This window comes from Citrobacter europaeus (assembly GCF_037482245.1).
GTDB classification, from domain to species: Bacteria; Pseudomonadota; Gammaproteobacteria; order Enterobacterales; family Enterobacteriaceae; genus Citrobacter; species Citrobacter europaeus.
Genome location: NZ_CP148084.1, coordinates 5,061,280 through 5,078,162, shown reverse-complemented (window position 1 = coordinate 5,078,162; position 16,883 = coordinate 5,061,280). Strand labels below are relative to the sequence as shown.

The window sequence follows — 16,883 nt, the reverse complement described above, 5'->3', positions numbered from 1 at the left end:
AAGCGGCACTGCTCTTTAACAATTTATCAGACAATCTGTGTGGGCACTCGAAGATACGGATTCTTAACGTCGCAAGACGAAAAATGAATACCAAGTCTCTTGAGTGAACATACGTAATTCATTACGAAGTTTAATTCACGAGCATCAAACTTAAATTGAAGAGTTTGATCATGGCTCAGATTGAACGCTGGCGGCAGGCCTAACACATGCAAGTCGAACGGTAGCACAGAGGAGCTTGCTCCTTGGGTGACGAGTGGCGGACGGGTGAGTAATGTCTGGGAAACTGCCCGATGGAGGGGGATAACTACTGGAAACGGTAGCTAATACCGCATAACGTCGCAAGACCAAAGAGGGGGACCTTCGGGCCTCTTGCCATCGGATGTGCCCAGATGGGATTAGCTAGTAGGTGGGGTAACGGCTCACCTAGGCGACGATCCCTAGCTGGTCTGAGAGGATGACCAGCCACACTGGAACTGAGACACGGTCCAGACTCCTACGGGAGGCAGCAGTGGGGAATATTGCACAATGGGCGCAAGCCTGATGCAGCCATGCCGCGTGTATGAAGAAGGCCTTCGGGTTGTAAAGTACTTTCAGCGAGGAGGAAGGCATTAAGGTTAATAACCTTGGTGATTGACGTTACTCGCAGAAGAAGCACCGGCTAACTCCGTGCCAGCAGCCGCGGTAATACGGAGGGTGCAAGCGTTAATCGGAATTACTGGGCGTAAAGCGCACGCAGGCGGTCTGTCAAGTCGGATGTGAAATCCCCGGGCTCAACCTGGGAACTGCATCCGAAACTGGCAGGCTAGAGTCTTGTAGAGGGGGGTAGAATTCCAGGTGTAGCGGTGAAATGCGTAGAGATCTGGAGGAATACCGGTGGCGAAGGCGGCCCCCTGGACAAAGACTGACGCTCAGGTGCGAAAGCGTGGGGAGCAAACAGGATTAGATACCCTGGTAGTCCACGCCGTAAACGATGTCGACTTGGAGGTTGTGCCCTTGAGGCGTGGCTTCCGGAGCTAACGCGTTAAGTCGACCGCCTGGGGAGTACGGCCGCAAGGTTAAAACTCAAATGAATTGACGGGGGCCCGCACAAGCGGTGGAGCATGTGGTTTAATTCGATGCAACGCGAAGAACCTTACCTACTCTTGACATCCAGAGAACTTAGCAGAGATGCTTTGGTGCCTTCGGGAACTCTGAGACAGGTGCTGCATGGCTGTCGTCAGCTCGTGTTGTGAAATGTTGGGTTAAGTCCCGCAACGAGCGCAACCCTTATCCTTTGTTGCCAGCGGTTAGGCCGGGAACTCAAAGGAGACTGCCAGTGATAAACTGGAGGAAGGTGGGGATGACGTCAAGTCATCATGGCCCTTACGAGTAGGGCTACACACGTGCTACAATGGCATATACAAAGAGAAGCGACCTCGCGAGAGCAAGCGGACCTCATAAAGTATGTCGTAGTCCGGATTGGAGTCTGCAACTCGACTCCATGAAGTCGGAATCGCTAGTAATCGTGGATCAGAATGCCACGGTGAATACGTTCCCGGGCCTTGTACACACCGCCCGTCACACCATGGGAGTGGGTTGCAAAAGAAGTAGGTAGCTTAACCTTCGGGAGGGCGCTTACCACTTTGTGATTCATGACTGGGGTGAAGTCGTAACAAGGTAACCGTAGGGGAACCTGCGGTTGGATCACCTCCTTACCTTAAAGAAACGTTCTTTGTAGTGCTCACACAGATTGTCTGATGAAAAGTAAATAGCAAGGCGTCTTGCGATTGAGACTTCAGTGTCCCCTTCGTCTAGAGGCCCAGGACACCGCCCTTTCACGGCGGTAACAGGGGTTCGAATCCCCTAGGGGACGCCACTTGCTGGTATGTGTGAGTGAAAGTCGCCGACCTTAATATCTCAAAACTGACTTCCGAGTCATGTTTGAGATATTTGCTCTTTAAAAATCTGGATCAAGCTGAAAATTGAAACGACACACTGTTTCATTTCTCCGTAATAAGAAATGAAAAATGGTGTGTTCGAGTCTCTCAAATTTTTGCAATCAGAAGTGAAACATCTTCGGGTTGTGAGGTTAAGCGACTAAGCGTACACGGTGGATGCCCTGGCAGTCAGAGGCGATGAAGGACGTGCTAATCTGCGATAAGCGTCGGTAAGGTGATATGAACCGTTATAACCGGCGATTTCCGAATGGGGAAACCCAGTGTGTTTCGACACACTATCATTACGTGAATACATAGCGTAATGAAGCGAACCGGGGGAACTGAAACATCTAAGTACCCCGAGGAAAAGAAATCAACCGAGATTCCCCCAGTAGCGGCGAGCGAACGGGGAGCAGCCCAGAGTCTGAATCAGCATGTGTGTTAGTGGAACGGTCTGGAAAGTCCGGCGATACAGGGTGATAGCCCCGTACACAAAAGTGCATATGTTGTGAACTCGAAGAGTAGGGCGGGACACGTGGTATCCTGTCTGAATATGGGGGGACCATCCTCCAAGGCTAAATACTCCTGACTGACCGATAGTGAACCAGTACCGTGAGGGAAAGGCGAAAAGAACCCCGGCGAGGGGAGTGAAAAAGAACCTGAAACCGTGTACGTACAAGCAGTGGGAGCCTCTTTATGGGGTGACTGCGTACCTTTTGTATAATGGGTCAGCGACTTATATTCTGTAGCAAGGTTAACCGAATAGGGGAGCCGAAGGGAAACCGAGTCTTAACTGGGCGTTAAGTTGCAGGGTATAGACCCGAAACCCGGTGATCTAGCCATGGGCAGGTTGAAGGTTGGGTAACACTAACTGGAGGACCGAACCGACTAATGTTGAAAAATTAGCGGATGACTTGTGGCTGGGGGTGAAAGGCCAATCAAACCGGGAGATAGCTGGTTCTCCCCGAAAGCTATTTAGGTAGCGCCTCGTGAATTCATCTTCGGGGGTAGAGCACTGTTTCGGCTAGGGGGTCATCCCGACTTACCAACCCGATGCAAACTGCGAATACCGAAGAATGTTATCACGGGAGACACACGGCGGGTGCTAACGTCCGTCGTGAAGAGGGAAACAACCCAGACCGCCAGCTAAGGTCCCAAAGTCATGGTTAAGTGGGAAACGATGTGGGAAGGCACAGACAGCCAGGATGTTGGCTTAGAAGCAGCCATCATTTAAAGAAAGCGTAATAGCTCACTGGTCGAGTCGGCCTGCGCGGAAGATGTAACGGGGCTAAACCATGCACCGAAGCTGCGGCAGCGACACTATGTGTTGTTGGGTAGGGGAGCGTTCTGTAAGCCGTTGAAGGTGTGTCGTGAGGCATGCTGGAGGTATCAGAAGTGCGAATGCTGACATAAGTAACGATAATGCGGGTGAAAAACCCGCACGCCGGAAGACCAAGGGTTCCTGTCCAACGTTAATCGGGGCAGGGTGAGTCGACCCCTAAGGCGAGGCCGAAAGGCGTAGTCGATGGGAAACAGGTTAATATTCCTGTACTTGGTGTTACTGCGAAGGGGGGACGGAGAAGGCTATGTTAGCCGGGCGACGGTTGTCCCGGTTTAAGCATGTAGGCGGAGGTTCCAGGTAAATCCGGTACCTTATTAACGCTGAGGTGTGATGACGAGGCACTACGGTGCTGAAGTAACAAATGCCCTGCTTCCAGGAAAAGCCTCTAAGCATCAGGTAACACGAAATCGTACCCCAAACCGACACAGGTGGTCAGGTAGAGAATACCAAGGCGCTTGAGAGAACTCGGGTGAAGGAACTAGGCAAAATGGTGCCGTAACTTCGGGAGAAGGCACGCTGATGGTAGGTGAAGTGGTTTACCCATGGAGCTGAAATCAGTCGAAGATACCAGCTGGCTGCAACTGTTTATTAAAAACACAGCACTGTGCAAACACGAAAGTGGACGTATACGGTGTGACGCCTGCCCGGTGCCGGAAGGTTAATTGATGGGGTTATCCGTAAGGAGAAGCTCTTGATCGAAGCCCCGGTAAACGGCGGCCGTAACTATAACGGTCCTAAGGTAGCGAAATTCCTTGTCGGGTAAGTTCCGACCTGCACGAATGGCGTAATGATGGCCAGGCTGTCTCCACCCGAGACTCAGTGAAATTGAACTCGCTGTGAAGATGCAGTGTACCCGCGGCAAGACGGAAAGACCCCGTGAACCTTTACTATAGCTTGACACTGAACACTGGTCCTTGATGTGTAGGATAGGTGGGAGGCTTTGAAGCGTGGACGCCAGTCTGCGTGGAGCCAACCTTGAAATACCACCCTTTAATGGCTGGTGTTCTAACGTAGACCCGTTACCCGGGTTGCGGACAGTGTCTGGTGGGTAGTTTGACTGGGGCGGTCTCCTCCTAAAGAGTAACGGAGGAGCACGAAGGTTAGCTAATCCTGGTCGGACATCAGGAGGTTAGTGCAAAGGCATAAGCTAGCTTGACTGCGAGAGTGACGGCTCGAGCAGGTGCGAAAGCAGGTCTTAGTGATCCGGTGGTTCTGAATGGAAGGGCCATCGCTCAACGGATAAAAGGTACTCCGGGGATAACAGGCTGATACCGCCCAAGAGTTCATATCGACGGCGGTGTTTGGCACCTCGATGTCGGCTCATCACATCCTGGGGCTGAAGTAGGTCCCAAGGGTATGGCTGTTCGCCATTTAAAGTGGTACGCGAGCTGGGTTTAGAACGTCGTGAGACAGTTCGGTCCCTATCTGCCGTGGGCGCTGGAGAATTGAGGGGGGCTGCTCCTAGTACGAGAGGACCGGAGTGGACGCATCACTGGTGTTCGGGTTGTCATGCCAATGGCATTGCCCGGTAGCTAAATGCGGAAGAGATAAGTGCTGAAAGCATCTAAGCACGAAACTTGCCCCGAGATGAGTTCTCCCTGAGACTTTAAGTCTCCTGAAGGAACGTTAAAGACTATGACGTTGATAGGTCGGGTGTGTAAGTGTAGCGATACATTGAGCTAACCGATACTAATGAACCGTGAGGCTTAACCTTACAACGCCGAAGATGTTTTGGCGGATTTGAGAAGATTTTCAGCTTAGATTACAGATTAGTAAGTCCGAAGGATTTTGCGCTGAGACAAGGCGGCAAGTGAAGCGACGGAAGGAGCATACATCGGTATGTGACTGACGTTCGTAAGTGCAGCCAACGCAGTATCAGCCCAAAAGACACAGGACAGAGCACAAAGAATTTGCCTGGCGGCTGTAGCGCGGTGGTCCCACCTGACCCCATGCCGAACTCAGAAGTGAAACGCCGTAGCGCCGATGGTAGTGTGGGGTCTCCCCATGCGAGAGTAGGGAACTGCCAGGCATCAAATTGCAGTAAACCGGGATGAAGAATCCGGGTAGTGACAAAGAAATTCGGTGGAGCGGTAGTTCAGTTGGTTAGAATACCTGCCTGTCACGCAGGGGGTCGCGGGTTCGAGTCCCGTCCGTTCCGCCACTTATTAGAAAATTAAGCCTGCTACCAAGCAGGCTTAATGATAAGAAAATTTAGGGGCGTAGCTCAGTTGGTAGAGCACCGGTCTCCAAAACCGGGTGTCGCGAGTTCGAGTCTCTCCGCCCCTGCCAGAAACAATCCTTAGCATTTTTGCTAAGGATTTTTTTTTACCTGCAATTTGATCTGTGCCTTCCTGCTGTTTTATTCCCGGCATCCTTGCCCGTATTTATTTAATCTTCCAGAATATTCGTTCTCAGCAGATCGCAAATCAGTCCATGTTTATCGCTGTTTTGTAGCCAAACTGCATATAAAGGGCGTGAAAGCGTTGTACTGTCGGTAACCGTATGGAGATCGCTTTTGGTTTTGGCCCAGTGCACGGGAAGCCAGCTAAAGCCCTTAATCACTGAAAGTTGCTGCCTGGCCAATTCTGCCGAACTGGTGGTGAGTACCGGCACTTCATCTCCCGCAATCAATCCCGCTTCGTGTTGTTGAAAATCGGGTCCCCATTCCAGGCGTAGATAATTCAATTCATCTTTGGTTTGTGAAGGAGAGCTGCAATAGAGCGCCAGCGTGAAATACCCCAACAGCTGGCTGCTAAATTCGTCCATTTTGGGTGTTTCGGTCGTAATCAGTAGATCAAGCTGTCGTTCATGAAGCTGTTTTACTAACGACTGGCGCTGAGCGATCCTCGCTTCAAACTGCAGGCTGGACTGTGGCTCCTGAGATTGATACAAACGCCTCAACCAGTCATTAAGCATGCACTCCCAAAGAGAGGCGCTGGCACCGATAGAAAACTCGTTATGCCGCGAGGTATTCGCGACTTCCTTACGTGCGGCTTGCCACGTATTCATCAACGTTTCAGCGTAAGGCAATAATTTTTCACCTGCAGCGGTTAAACGGATATTGTTTCTGTGCCGGGTGAACAGGTTTACACCCAATTGATTTTCCAGTTGTCTTATCCGGAAACTAACCGCTGATTGGGTCAGATAGAGCGCTTCAGCAGCCCTGCCAAAATGGCGTGTCCGGCTAACTTCCAGGAAAGTTTTTAACAATTCCGTATCCACAACTCGCTCCATAAAATTATTTGTCGTTATGATTTAAATCTTTTGTTTGACGCTCTGTCAAGCGTAACTAATACTCCGCGCCATAAATAGCTCGGCCAAAGAATTAGGAGCGTGCAGGATGGCGGAAAGCTTTACGACGACTAATCGATATTTCGATAATAAATATTATCCCCGCGGATTCTCCCGTCATGGTGATTTCACCATTAAAGAAGCACAACTGCTTGAGCGTCACGGTTATGCTTTCAACGAGCTGGATCTGGGCAAGCGTGAGCCGGTAACTGAAGAAGAAAAACTGTTTGTTGCGGTATGTCGTGGCGAACGTGAGCCGGTTACCGAAGCTGAACGTGTGTGGTCTAAGTACATGACGCGTATTAAGCGTCCAAAACGCTTCCACACGCTGTCTGGCGGGAAACCTCAGGTGGAAGGTGCAGAAGATTACACCGAATCTGATGATTAAGAAAAAAGGGCGAAAGCCCTTTTTTTATGCCAGTAGTTTCTGCAAATGAATGAGTAATCTGTCTATCGCCCGGTACCCAACGGCTTCCTGTAAGTGTTGGCGAGAGATGTGATCACATTGTTCGATATCCGCAATTGTTCGTGCGACCTTTATCAGGCGCAGCCAGGCGCGGATAGACAATCCGAGATGTGCGAGCGTTTCTTCAAGCCACTGCGCATCGTCGCTGCGCAGTACGCAGTATTTATGGATATCCTGACTACCCAGATGCGCGTTTAACTTATTTTGCCGCTGATACTGACGCTCTCGTGCTGCCATAACGCGTTGCTTCACCGTGGCGCTATCTTCCCCTTTTACTGCGCTCTGGCTGAGTATGCCAGGCGGTGGTAAGGGAATTTCGAGGGAGAGATCGAAGCGGTCAAGAAATGGACCTGACAATCGATTGAGGTAACGCAGCGTCTGTTCCGGGGTACAGCGGTTATGGTTTCCCTGATAATGGCCTGTCGGGCTTGGATTCATCGCAGCTATGAGTTGAAAGCGCGCGGGGTAGGTTATTTTTGCTCTGGTGCGGGAGAGATGGATCTGCCCGGACTCGATGGGTTCGCGCAGCGCATCCAGCGTGCGTCGCTCAAACTCGGGTAGTTCATCCAGAAACAGTATGCCGTTATGCGCCAGAGAGATTTCGCCTGGCGCAGGAATTGAGCCTCCACCGACCATCGCGGTCAATGAAGCACTGTGATGCGGCGAACGAAAAGGGCGTTGCTTCCACTGTTTTTGTATTGTGTCTGAATTAACCAGACTGAGTATCGCGGCGCTTTCCAGTGCTTCATCATTGCTAAGTGGCGGGAGCAGCCCTCTGAGGCGGCTGGCGAGCATGGTCTTGCCTGTGCCCGGCGGGCCGATAAGCAAGAGGTTGTGACCGCCAGCTGCGGTAAGCTCCAGCCCCCGTTTACCCTGTTCCTGGCCAATAACATCGCTCAGATCATCGACTAATGCGTTGGGCGTAAAATCTGCGGATGAGGGCTTATCTAAATCGTGCTTACCTTCAAGAAATGCGCATACGGTCTGCAGGTGTTCGGCGATCAGGCATCCTTCGCCATGTATGAGTCCAACTTCAGCGGCGTTCTCTTTGGCGACAATAATTCGCCTGCCTGCACGAATGGCTTCGGTTGCACTTGATATCGCGCCGGGAACGCCGCGTAATGCGCCTGTAAGCGCTAATTCCCCTACCAGCTCGTAGGTATCGAGATTGTGGGCTGTAAGCTGCTCAGAAGCGGCCAGAAGCGCAACAGCGATAGGTAAATCATATCTCCCCCCTTCTTTCGGAAGATCGGCCGGAGCGAGGTTTATGGTTATTTTCTTCGCCGGGAATTCATAACCGCTATTTATAATCGCACTACGTACCCGGTCGCGTGCCTCTTTCACCGTCGTTTCGGGTAGCCCCACCATGGTTAAGCCAGGCAATCCGTTGCTGATATGCACCTCGATAGTAATGGCTGGCGCATTCACGCCCAGCGCGGCGCGTGTGTGAACAATCGATAGTGACATAATCCCTCCTGATAGAAGCATTATGTCGCAATACATCGCGGCAAGATTTAATGTTATTGCGGTTTTTAAATGCTGATTCCCGTATTTTTGTGCAACAGATCGTTGCTTGCATTTAGCCTGGAATGAGGGCCGCAAATGCTTTGGAATGGCGTTTTTATTGGGGATTGGGATGTCGACAATCGCCTGAAACGTGAAATATTTTCATTTTTGATTTTTTGTATAAAAAACAATGGTATTTATCTAAACCGTTAACGGCGTCAGAAAAACGAATAAAAAAATATCTTGTGTCATTTGCAAATTCTATGGTAACTCTTTAGGTATTCCTTCGAACAAGATGCAAGAAAATACAAAAATGACAGCCCTTCTACGAGTGATTAGCCTGGTCGTGATTAGCGTGGTGGTGATTATTATCCCACCGTGCGGGGCTGCACTTGGACGAGGAAAGGCTTAGAAAACAAGCCTTAACGAACTAAGACCCCCGCACCGAAAGGTCCGGGGGTTTTTTTTGACCTTAAAAACATACACGAGGAGCAGAAAGTGAACGGTAGCATAAAATTCTGTTTCTCAAGATTTACGGCGGGGATGTAACTATGAATGGGGCACAGTGGGTGGTACATGCGTTGCGTGCACAAGGGGTTCAAACCGTCTTTGGTTATCCCGGTGGCGCAATTATGCCGGTTTACGATGCATTGTATGACGGCGGCGTAGAGCACCTGTTGTGCCGACACGAGCAGGGCGCAGCGATGGCGGCGATTGGCTATGCCCGTGCGACCGGTAAAACCGGCGTTTGTATCGCAACTTCCGGTCCAGGTGCTACCAACCTGATCACGGGCCTTGCTGATGCGCTGTTAGATTCTGTTCCTGTTGTAGCGATCACCGGTCAGGTGGCATCACCTTTTATCGGAACGGATGCGTTCCAGGAAGTGGACGTTCTGGGGATGTCGCTGTCCTGCACCAAACACAGTTTCCTGGTGCAGTCGCTGGAAGAGCTGCCGCGCATCATGGCTGAGGCTTTCGCCGTGGCGAATTCCGGTCGTCCGGGTCCGGTTCTGGTTGATATCCCGAAAGACATCCAATTAGCCAGCGGTACGCTGGAGCCGTATTTTACGACCGTCGAAAACGTTGAGGCTTTCCCGCATGCTGACGTTGAACAGGCGCGTAAAATGCTCGCGCAGGCGCAGAAACCGGTCCTGTACGTCGGTGGCGGCGTTGGTATGGCGCAGGCGGTCCCGGCCCTGCGTGAGTTTATCGCAGTAACCCAAATGCCAGTCGCCTGCACGCTGAAAGGTCTGGGCGCAGTAAATTCTGACTACCAGTACTATTTGGGCATGTTGGGAATGCATGGCACTAAAGCGGCAAATTTCGCCGTGCAAGAGTGTGATTTACTGATTGCAGTGGGCGCGCGTTTTGATGACCGGGTGACCGGGAAGCTGAATACCTTCGCACCGAACGCCAGCGTTATCCACATGGATATCGATCCGGCGGAAATGAACAAACTGCGCCAGGCGCACGTCGCCCTGCAGGGTGATTTAAATTCTCTACTGCCGGCATTGCAGCAATCGCTGAAGATTGATGCATGGCGTCAGCACAGTGCAGAACTGCGCTCAGAACATACCTGGCGCTATGATCATCCAGGTGAAGCTATCTATGCGCCATTGTTGTTAAAGCAGTTGTCCGATCGCAAACCAGCGGACAGCGTAGTGACCACGGATGTTGGCCAGCATCAGATGTGGTCGGCCCAGCATATGACCTACACCCGCCCGGAAAATTTCATCACGTCGAGCGGTCTGGGTACGATGGGCTTTGGCCTGCCTGCTGCGGTTGGTGCGCAGGTTGCTCGCCCTAACGATACGGTAATCTGTATCTCCGGTGACGGCTCCTTCATGATGAATGTGCAGGAGCTGGGCACCGTAAAACGTAAGCAGTTGCCGCTGAAGATAGTTTTACTCGACAACCAGCGGTTAGGCATGGTGCGACAATGGCAGCAGCTGTTTTTCCAGGAACGTTATAGCGAAACCACTCTTACCGATAACCCCGATTTCCTCATGTTGGCCAGCGCCTTCGGCATACCTGGTCAACACATCACCCGTAAAGACCAGGTTGAAGCGGCACTCGACACCATGCTGAACAGCGAGGGGCCATACCTGCTTCATGTCTCAATCGACGAACTTGAGAATGTCTGGCCTCTGGTGCCACCTGGCGCCAGCAACTCAGAAATGCTGGAGAAATTATCATGATGCAACATCAGGTCGCCGTTGAGGCTCGCTTCAATCCGGAAACGTTAGAACGCGTTTTACGCGTGGTACGCCATCGTGGTTTTCAGGTGTGCTCCATGAATATGGAAGCCGCCAGCGATGCGCAGAATATAAATATCGAATTGACCGTTGCCAGCCCCCGGTCGGTCGACTTACTGTTTAGTCAGTTAAGTAAACTGGTAGACGTTGCACATGTTGCTATCTGCCAGAGCACAACCACATCACAACAAATCCGCGCCTGAGCGCAAAAGGAAGAAAAATGACGACGAAAAAAGCTGATTACATTTGGTCTAATGGCGAGATGATTCGTTGGGAAGACGCGAAGGTTCACGTGATGTCCCACGCGCTGCATTACGGTACTTCTGTATTTGAAGGCATCCGTTGCTACGATTCTCACAAAGGGCCGGTGGTGTTCCGTCATCGCGAACACATGCAGCGTCTGCGTGATTCAGCCAAGATCTATCGTTTTCCGGTTTCTCAGAGCGTTGATGAGCTGATGGAAGCTTGCCGTGAGGTGATTCGTAAAAACAATCTGACCAGCGCCTATATCCGTCCGCTGGTGTTTGTTGGCGACGTGGGGATGGGCGTTAACCCGCCAGCGGGATACACCACCGATGTGATTATCGCTGCGTTCCCGTGGGGGGCTTACCTCGGTGCTGAAGCGCTGGAGCAGGGGATCGACGCGATGGTTTCTTCCTGGAACCGCGTTGCGCCGAACACCATCCCTACCGCTGCTAAAGCTGGTGGTAACTACCTGTCTTCGCTGTTGGTGGGTAGCGAAGCGCGTCGTCATGGCTATCAGGAAGGCATTGCGCTGGACGTGAATGGCTACATCTCCGAAGGCGCGGGCGAAAACCTGTTTGAAGTAAAAGACGGCATTCTGTTTACCCCGCCGTTTACCTCTTCCGCGCTACCGGGTATCACCCGTGACGCGATTATTAAGCTGGCGAAAGATCTCGATATCGAAGTGCGTGAGCAGGTGCTGTCTCGAGAATCTCTGTATCTGGCCGACGAAGTGTTCATGTCCGGTACCGCAGCCGAAATCACCCCAGTACGCAGCGTCGATGGTATCCAGGTGGGCGAAGGCCGCTGCGGTCCGGTCACCAAACGCATCCAGCAGGCCTTCTTCGGCCTCTTTACCGGTGAAACGGAAGATAAATACGGCTGGTTGGATTCAGTAAACCAATAACAAAATTAATATTTCCCCAAAATAATTCACGTTGCAGGAAGACGGCAACGCAGCGAGTCCCCTGGAGCTTACTTTAGTAAGTGACTGGGGTGAGCGAGGCAGCCAACGCACCTGCGGCGTGAAGTATGCAGGGGAAAGACAGACGGGAGTTAATCAAGCATGCCTAAGTATCGTTCTGCCACCACCACTCACGGCCGCAATATGGCGGGTGCCCGCGCGCTGTGGCGCGCCACCGGGATGACCGATGATGACTTCGGTAAACCGATTATCGCTGTGGTGAACTCCTTTACCCAGTTTGTGCCGGGTCATGTCCACCTGCGCGATCTCGGTAAGCTGGTTGCCGAACAAATCGAAGCCTCAGGCGGCGTGGCGAAAGAGTTCAACACCATTGCTGTGGATGATGGTATCGCCATGGGTCATGGCGGCATGCTGTATTCACTGCCGTCGCGCGAGCTGATCGCCGATTCAGTGGAGTATATGGTTAACGCCCACTGTGCCGATGCGATGGTCTGCATTTCCAACTGCGACAAAATCACCCCCGGTATGTTAATGGCCTCTTTGCGCCTGAATATTCCGGTGATCTTTGTTTCCGGCGGCCCGATGGAAGCCGGGAAAACCAAGCTTTCTGATCAAATCATCAAGCTCGACCTGGTTGATGCCATGATTCAGGGCGCTGACCCGAAAGTCTCCGACTCGCAAAGTGAGCAGGTTGAGCGTTCCGCCTGTCCGACCTGCGGCTCGTGTTCCGGGATGTTCACCGCCAACTCGATGAACTGCCTGACCGAAGCGCTGGGTCTGTCGCAGCCGGGTAATGGTTCGCTGTTGGCGACTCACGCCGACCGCAAAGAACTGTTCCTCAACGCGGGTAAACGTATCGTCGAGCTGACCAAACGCTACTACGAGCAGGATGACGCTTCTGCCCTGCCGCGCAACATTGCCAGCAAGGCGGCGTTTGAGAACGCTATGACGCTGGATATCGCCATGGGCGGATCCACCAACACCGTTCTGCACCTGCTGGCGGCCGCGCAGGAAGCGGAAATCGACTTCACCATGAGTGATATTGATAAGCTGTCCCGCAAAGTCCCGCAGCTGTGTAAAGTTGCGCCGAGTACGCAGAAATACCATATGGAAGACGTGCACCGTGCAGGCGGCGTATTGGGCATTTTAGGCGAGCTGGACAGAGCCGGGCTGCTGAACCGCGACGTGAAAAACGTGCTGGGACTGACTTTGCCGCAAACGCTTGATCGATATGACGTTATGCTCACCAAAGACGATGCGGTGAAAAAAATGTTCCGCGCAGGCCCGGCCGGCATCCGTACCACCCAGGCGTTCTCACAGGACTGCCGTTGGGACTCTCTGGATGATGACCGCGCTGAAGGGTGCATTCGCTCGCTGGAACACGCTTATAGCAAAGACGGCGGACTGGCAGTTCTGTACGGTAATTTCGCGGAAAACGGCTGTATCGTAAAAACCGCAGGCGTGGATGACAGCATCCTGAAGTTCACCGGCCCGGCAAAAGTGTATGAAAGCCAGGACGATGCGGTTGAAGCAATCCTCGGCGGTAAAGTGGTAGCTGGCGACGTGGTTGTCATTCGCTACGAAGGGCCGAAAGGCGGGCCGGGCATGCAGGAAATGCTCTACCCAACCACCTTCCTGAAATCGATGGGCCTCGGCAAGGCCTGTGCGCTGATAACCGATGGTCGATTCTCCGGCGGTACTTCGGGGCTTTCCATTGGTCACGTTTCTCCGGAAGCGGCAAGCGGCGGTAATATTGCGATTATCGAAGACGGCGACATGATTGCCATCGATATCCCGAATCGTGGCATTCAACTGCAACTGAGTGATGCGGAAATCGCTGCGCGCCGTGAAGCGCAGGAAGCACGCGGTGACAAAGCCTGGACGCCAAAAGATCGCCAGCGTCAGGTCTCCTTTGCACTGCGCGCCTACGCCAGCCTGGCTACCAGCGCCGACAAAGGCGCGGTGCGCGATAAGTCGAAACTCGGGGGATAATGACCATGGCGGATTCTCAACCCCTTTCCGGCGCGCCAGAAGGCGCCGAGTATCTCAGAGCGGTACTGCGAGCACCGGTTTATGAAGCGGCGCAAGTAACGCCGCTACAAAAAATGGAAAAACTCTCTTCGCGCCTCGATAACGTGATTCTGGTGAAGCGCGAAGACCGTCAACCCGTTCACAGCTTTAAGCTGCGCGGAGCCTATGCCATGATGGCGGGCCTGACCGAAGAGCAAAAAGCGCATGGTGTCATCACCGCGTCGGCTGGTAATCATGCCCAGGGCGTCGCGTTCTCTTCTGCGCGATTAGGTGTGAAGGCACTGATTGTCATGCCAACGGCTACCGCCGATATCAAAGTCGATGCCGTTCGCGGCTTCGGCGGTGAAGTATTGCTGCACGGCGCGAATTTTGATGAGGCCAAAGCCAAAGCGATTGAATTGTCGCAGCAGCAGGGTTTTACCTGGGTTCCGCCGTTCGATCATCCGATGGTGATTGCCGGGCAGGGCACGCTGGCGCTGGAGTTACTTCAGCAGGATGCTCACCTTGACCGCGTTTTTGTGCCAGTTGGCGGCGGTGGTCTGGCGGCGGGCGTGGCGGTGCTGATAAAACAGCTGATGCCGCAAATCAAAGTGATTGCCGTGGAAGCCGAAGATTCCGCCTGCCTGAAAGCGGCGTTGGATGCGGGCCATCCGGTGGATCTGCCGCGCGTGGGTCTCTTTGCCGAAGGCGTGGCGGTGAAACGTATTGGCGATGAGACCTTCCGCCTGTGTCAGGAATATCTCGACGACATCATCACCGTCGATAGCGATGCTATCTGCGCGGCAATGAAAGACCTGTTCGAAGACGTGCGCGCGGTGGCGGAGCCTTCCGGGGCGCTGGCGCTTGCGGGGATGAAAAAATACGTCGCCCAGCATAATATTCGCGGCGAGCGTCTGGCGCATGTTCTTTCCGGCGCTAATGTTAACTTCCACGGCCTGCGCTACGTTTCCGAACGCTGCGAGCTGGGGGAACAGCGCGAAGCCTTACTGGCAGTAACCATTCCGGAAGAAAAGGGCAGCTTCCTGAAGTTTTGCCAACTGTTGGGTGGCCGTTCGGTGACCGAGTTTAACTACCGTTTTGCTGATGCGAAAGACGCCTGCATTTTTGTCGGCGTACGCCTGAGCCGTGGGCTGGAAGAGCGTAAGGAAATCCTCCAGTTGCTCAGCGAGGGAGGCTATAGCGTGGTGGATCTGTCCGACGACGAAATGGCGAAGCTGCACGTGCGCTATATGGTTGGCGGGCGTCCGTCGAAACCCTTACAGGAGCGGCTCTACAGCTTTGAATTCCCGGAATCTCCGGGAGCGCTGCTCAAATTCCTGCATACCCTGGGGACGCACTGGAATATTTCATTGTTCCACTATCGCAGTCACGGCACCGATTATGGTCGCGTACTGGCGGCGTTTGAGCTGGGCGAACACGAGCCTGATTTCGAAACGCGGCTGAATGAACTGGGCTATGACTGCCACGATGAAACGCATAACCCGGCGTTCAGGTTCTTCCTGGCAGGTTAGCGGCAGCCATTAAAAAAGGGTTCATGTAAAAACATGAACCCTTTTTGCTACTGTATCAGCAGATTACAGCGTGATGACGTCGAATTCGACTTCGGTATTCACGTCAGCATCGTAATCCACACCGTCGAGGGCAAAACCGAACAGGTTCAGGAATTCCTGCTTGTAACCTGCATAGTCAGTTTCTTGCGCCAGGTTTTCGGTGGTGATCAGCGGCCACAGATCGCGGCATGCCTGCTGAATGTCGTCACGCAGTTCCCAGTCATCCATACGGATACGCTGGTTATCATCAAGCGCCACTTTGTCGCCATACAGGCTGGTGGTCATCAGACGGTTGATCTGCTCGATACAACCTTCGTGAATCCCCTGCGCTTTCATCAACTTGAACACCATGGAGATGTACAGCGGCATTACCGGAATCGCAGAAGATGCCTGGGTGATGACGGATTTCAGTACGGCAACGTTAGCGGAACCGTTCAGCGGCGCCAGCTGGTTACGCAGTTCACCCGCCGCGCGATCGAGGTCTTCTTTCGCTTTGCCCAGCGCGCCGTGCCAGTAGATTGGCCAGGTCAGGTCGGTACCGATGTAGGAGTAGGCTACGGTTTTCACGCCGTCAGCCAGCACGCCTGCTTCACTCAGCGCGCCCATCCACAGTTCCCAGTCTTCGCCGCCCATCACGGTAACGGTGTTCTGAACTTCTTCTTCGGTTGCCGGCTCAATGCTGGCGGTGATGATCTGATCTTTGTTGGTATCGATCGCTTTAGAGGTGTAAACCTCACCGATTGGCTTCAGCGCAGAACGGACGATTTCACCGGTTTTCGGCATTTTACGCACCGGGGAAGCCAGTGAGTAAACCACCAGGTCAATCTGACCCAGGTCTTCTTTGATCAGTTTGATCACTTCGTCGCGGCACTCATCGGAAAACGCGTCGCCGTTGATGCTTTTGGAATACAGACCTTCACGCTTGGCTGCTTCATCAAAAGCCGCCGAGTTATACCAGCCCGCGGAACCTGGTTTGGTGTCCGTGCCCGGTTTTTCGAAAAATACGCCGATAGTGGCGGCACCGCTGCCGAACGCGGCGGAAATTCTGGAAGCAAGGCCGTAACCGGTGGAAGCACCGATGACCAGCACGCGGGAAGGGCCGTTAGCGATTTTCCCGTTTTTCTTCACATAATCGATCTGTTTTTCCACATTGACTTTGCAGCCAGTCGGATGGGTCGTTGTACAGATGAATCCACGAATTTTTGGTTTGATTATCATAATGATGGCTAATTAAGTTTGTATTTTCGCTGTCAAGTGCGCAATGACACCGTCTGTTCTGGCTTGCTAAACGTGATGGTTAACAAGCCCCCCACATCTATTATGGCACGGGACATTATACAGAAAAGGAGCGCCAATAC

At 52.8% G+C, this 16,883-nt stretch carries 10 protein-coding genes, 3 tRNA genes and 3 rRNA genes; 13 read left to right on the top strand and 3 right to left on the bottom strand.

The features are described 5' to 3' along the window. Nucleotides 1–152: 152 nt before the first annotated feature. From WHR59_RS23795 to WHR59_RS23770, 6 genes are all read left to right on the top strand, one after another. A 16S ribosomal RNA gene (locus WHR59_RS23795) occupies nt 153–1,694 on the top strand. A gap of 85 nt (nt 1,695–1,779) precedes the next feature. Then, nucleotides 1,780–1,855 (top strand) — tRNA-Glu (locus WHR59_RS23790). 211 nt (nt 1,856–2,066) lie between these two features. After that, a 23S ribosomal RNA gene (locus WHR59_RS23785) occupies nt 2,067–4,972 on the top strand. Nucleotides 4,973–5,171: 199 nt separating this feature from the next. Further along, a 5S ribosomal RNA gene (gene rrf, locus WHR59_RS23780) occupies nt 5,172–5,287 on the top strand. The 16S, 23S and 5S rRNA genes sit together here with 3 tRNA genes alongside, the layout of an rRNA operon. Before the next feature lie 55 nt (nt 5,288–5,342). Then, nucleotides 5,343–5,419: transfer RNA gene (locus tag WHR59_RS23775), tRNA-Asp, on the top strand. A 52-nt stretch (nt 5,420–5,471) separates the two neighbouring features. Continuing rightward, nucleotides 5,472–5,547, top strand: a tRNA-Trp gene (locus WHR59_RS23770). Between the two features lie 99 nt (nt 5,548–5,646). On the opposite strand, the gene hdfR is transcribed toward WHR59_RS23770, so the two are convergent. Next, nucleotides 5,647–6,492: an HTH-type transcriptional regulator HdfR gene (gene hdfR, locus WHR59_RS23765; RefSeq protein ID WP_087050451.1), complete on the bottom strand. Its 846-nt coding sequence runs from the start codon at nt 6,490–6,492 to the stop codon at nt 5,647–5,649. A gap of 106 nt (nt 6,493–6,598) precedes the next feature. Here hdfR and maoP point away from each other — a divergent pair, with 106 nt between their 5' ends. After that, entirely contained in the window at nt 6,599–6,937 is a 339-nt protein-coding gene (maoP, locus tag WHR59_RS23760; RefSeq protein ID WP_003018025.1) for a macrodomain Ori organization protein MaoP, read from the top strand. A 24-nt stretch (nt 6,938–6,961) separates the two neighbouring features. On the opposite strand, the gene WHR59_RS23755 is transcribed toward maoP, so the two are convergent. Then, nucleotides 6,962–8,482 carry a YifB family Mg chelatase-like AAA ATPase gene (locus tag WHR59_RS23755; protein ID WP_043018960.1) on the bottom strand — a complete coding sequence of 507 codons (1,521 nt, stop codon included), beginning with the start codon at nt 8,480–8,482 and terminating at the stop codon, nt 6,962–6,964. 352 nt (nt 8,483–8,834) lie between these two features. Between WHR59_RS23755 and ilvL the strand changes: the two genes are divergently transcribed. The 6 genes from ilvL to ilvA all read left to right on the top strand — a co-directional run bounded on the left by ilvL (nt 8,835) and on the right by ilvA (nt 15,486). Next, nucleotides 8,835–8,933, top strand: a complete 99-nt coding sequence (ilvL, locus tag WHR59_RS23750; protein WP_001311244.1) for an ilv operon leader peptide — start codon at nt 8,835–8,837, stop codon at nt 8,931–8,933. A gap of 139 nt (nt 8,934–9,072) precedes the next feature. Beyond that, nucleotides 9,073–10,719, top strand: coding sequence for an acetolactate synthase 2 catalytic subunit (ilvG, locus tag WHR59_RS23745; protein WP_338843492.1), 1,647 nt, complete (start codon nt 9,073–9,075; stop codon nt 10,717–10,719). Then, the gene (ilvM, locus tag WHR59_RS23740; protein ID WP_003018017.1) at nt 10,716–10,979 is read left to right on the top strand and encodes an acetolactate synthase 2 small subunit; all 264 of its coding nucleotides are present in this window, start codon (nt 10,716–10,718) and stop codon (nt 10,977–10,979) included. Before ilvG ends, ilvM begins: the two co-directional genes overlap by 4 nt. Before the next feature lie 17 nt (nt 10,980–10,996). Next, entirely contained in the window at nt 10,997–11,926 is a 930-nt protein-coding gene (locus WHR59_RS23735; protein ID WP_003829030.1) for a branched-chain amino acid transaminase, read from the top strand. 159 nt (nt 11,927–12,085) lie between these two features. Beyond that, on the top strand, nt 12,086–13,936 hold the full coding sequence (ilvD, locus tag WHR59_RS23730) for a dihydroxy-acid dehydratase (RefSeq protein WP_043018962.1): 1,851 nt from the start codon (nt 12,086–12,088) through the stop codon (nt 13,934–13,936). Nucleotides 13,937–13,941: 5 nt separating this feature from the next. Continuing rightward, nucleotides 13,942–15,486 carry a threonine ammonia-lyase, biosynthetic gene (ilvA, locus tag WHR59_RS23725; RefSeq protein ID WP_172862523.1) on the top strand — a complete coding sequence of 515 codons (1,545 nt, stop codon included), beginning with the start codon at nt 13,942–13,944 and terminating at the stop codon, nt 15,484–15,486. A 63-nt stretch (nt 15,487–15,549) separates the two neighbouring features. On the opposite strand, the gene fabV is transcribed toward ilvA, so the two are convergent. Then, a complete protein-coding gene (gene fabV, locus WHR59_RS23720; RefSeq protein WP_172862524.1) occupies nt 15,550–16,743 on the bottom strand; it encodes an enoyl-ACP reductase FabV in 1,194 nt (397 codons plus the stop codon). Nucleotides 16,744–16,883 lie beyond the last annotated feature (140 nt).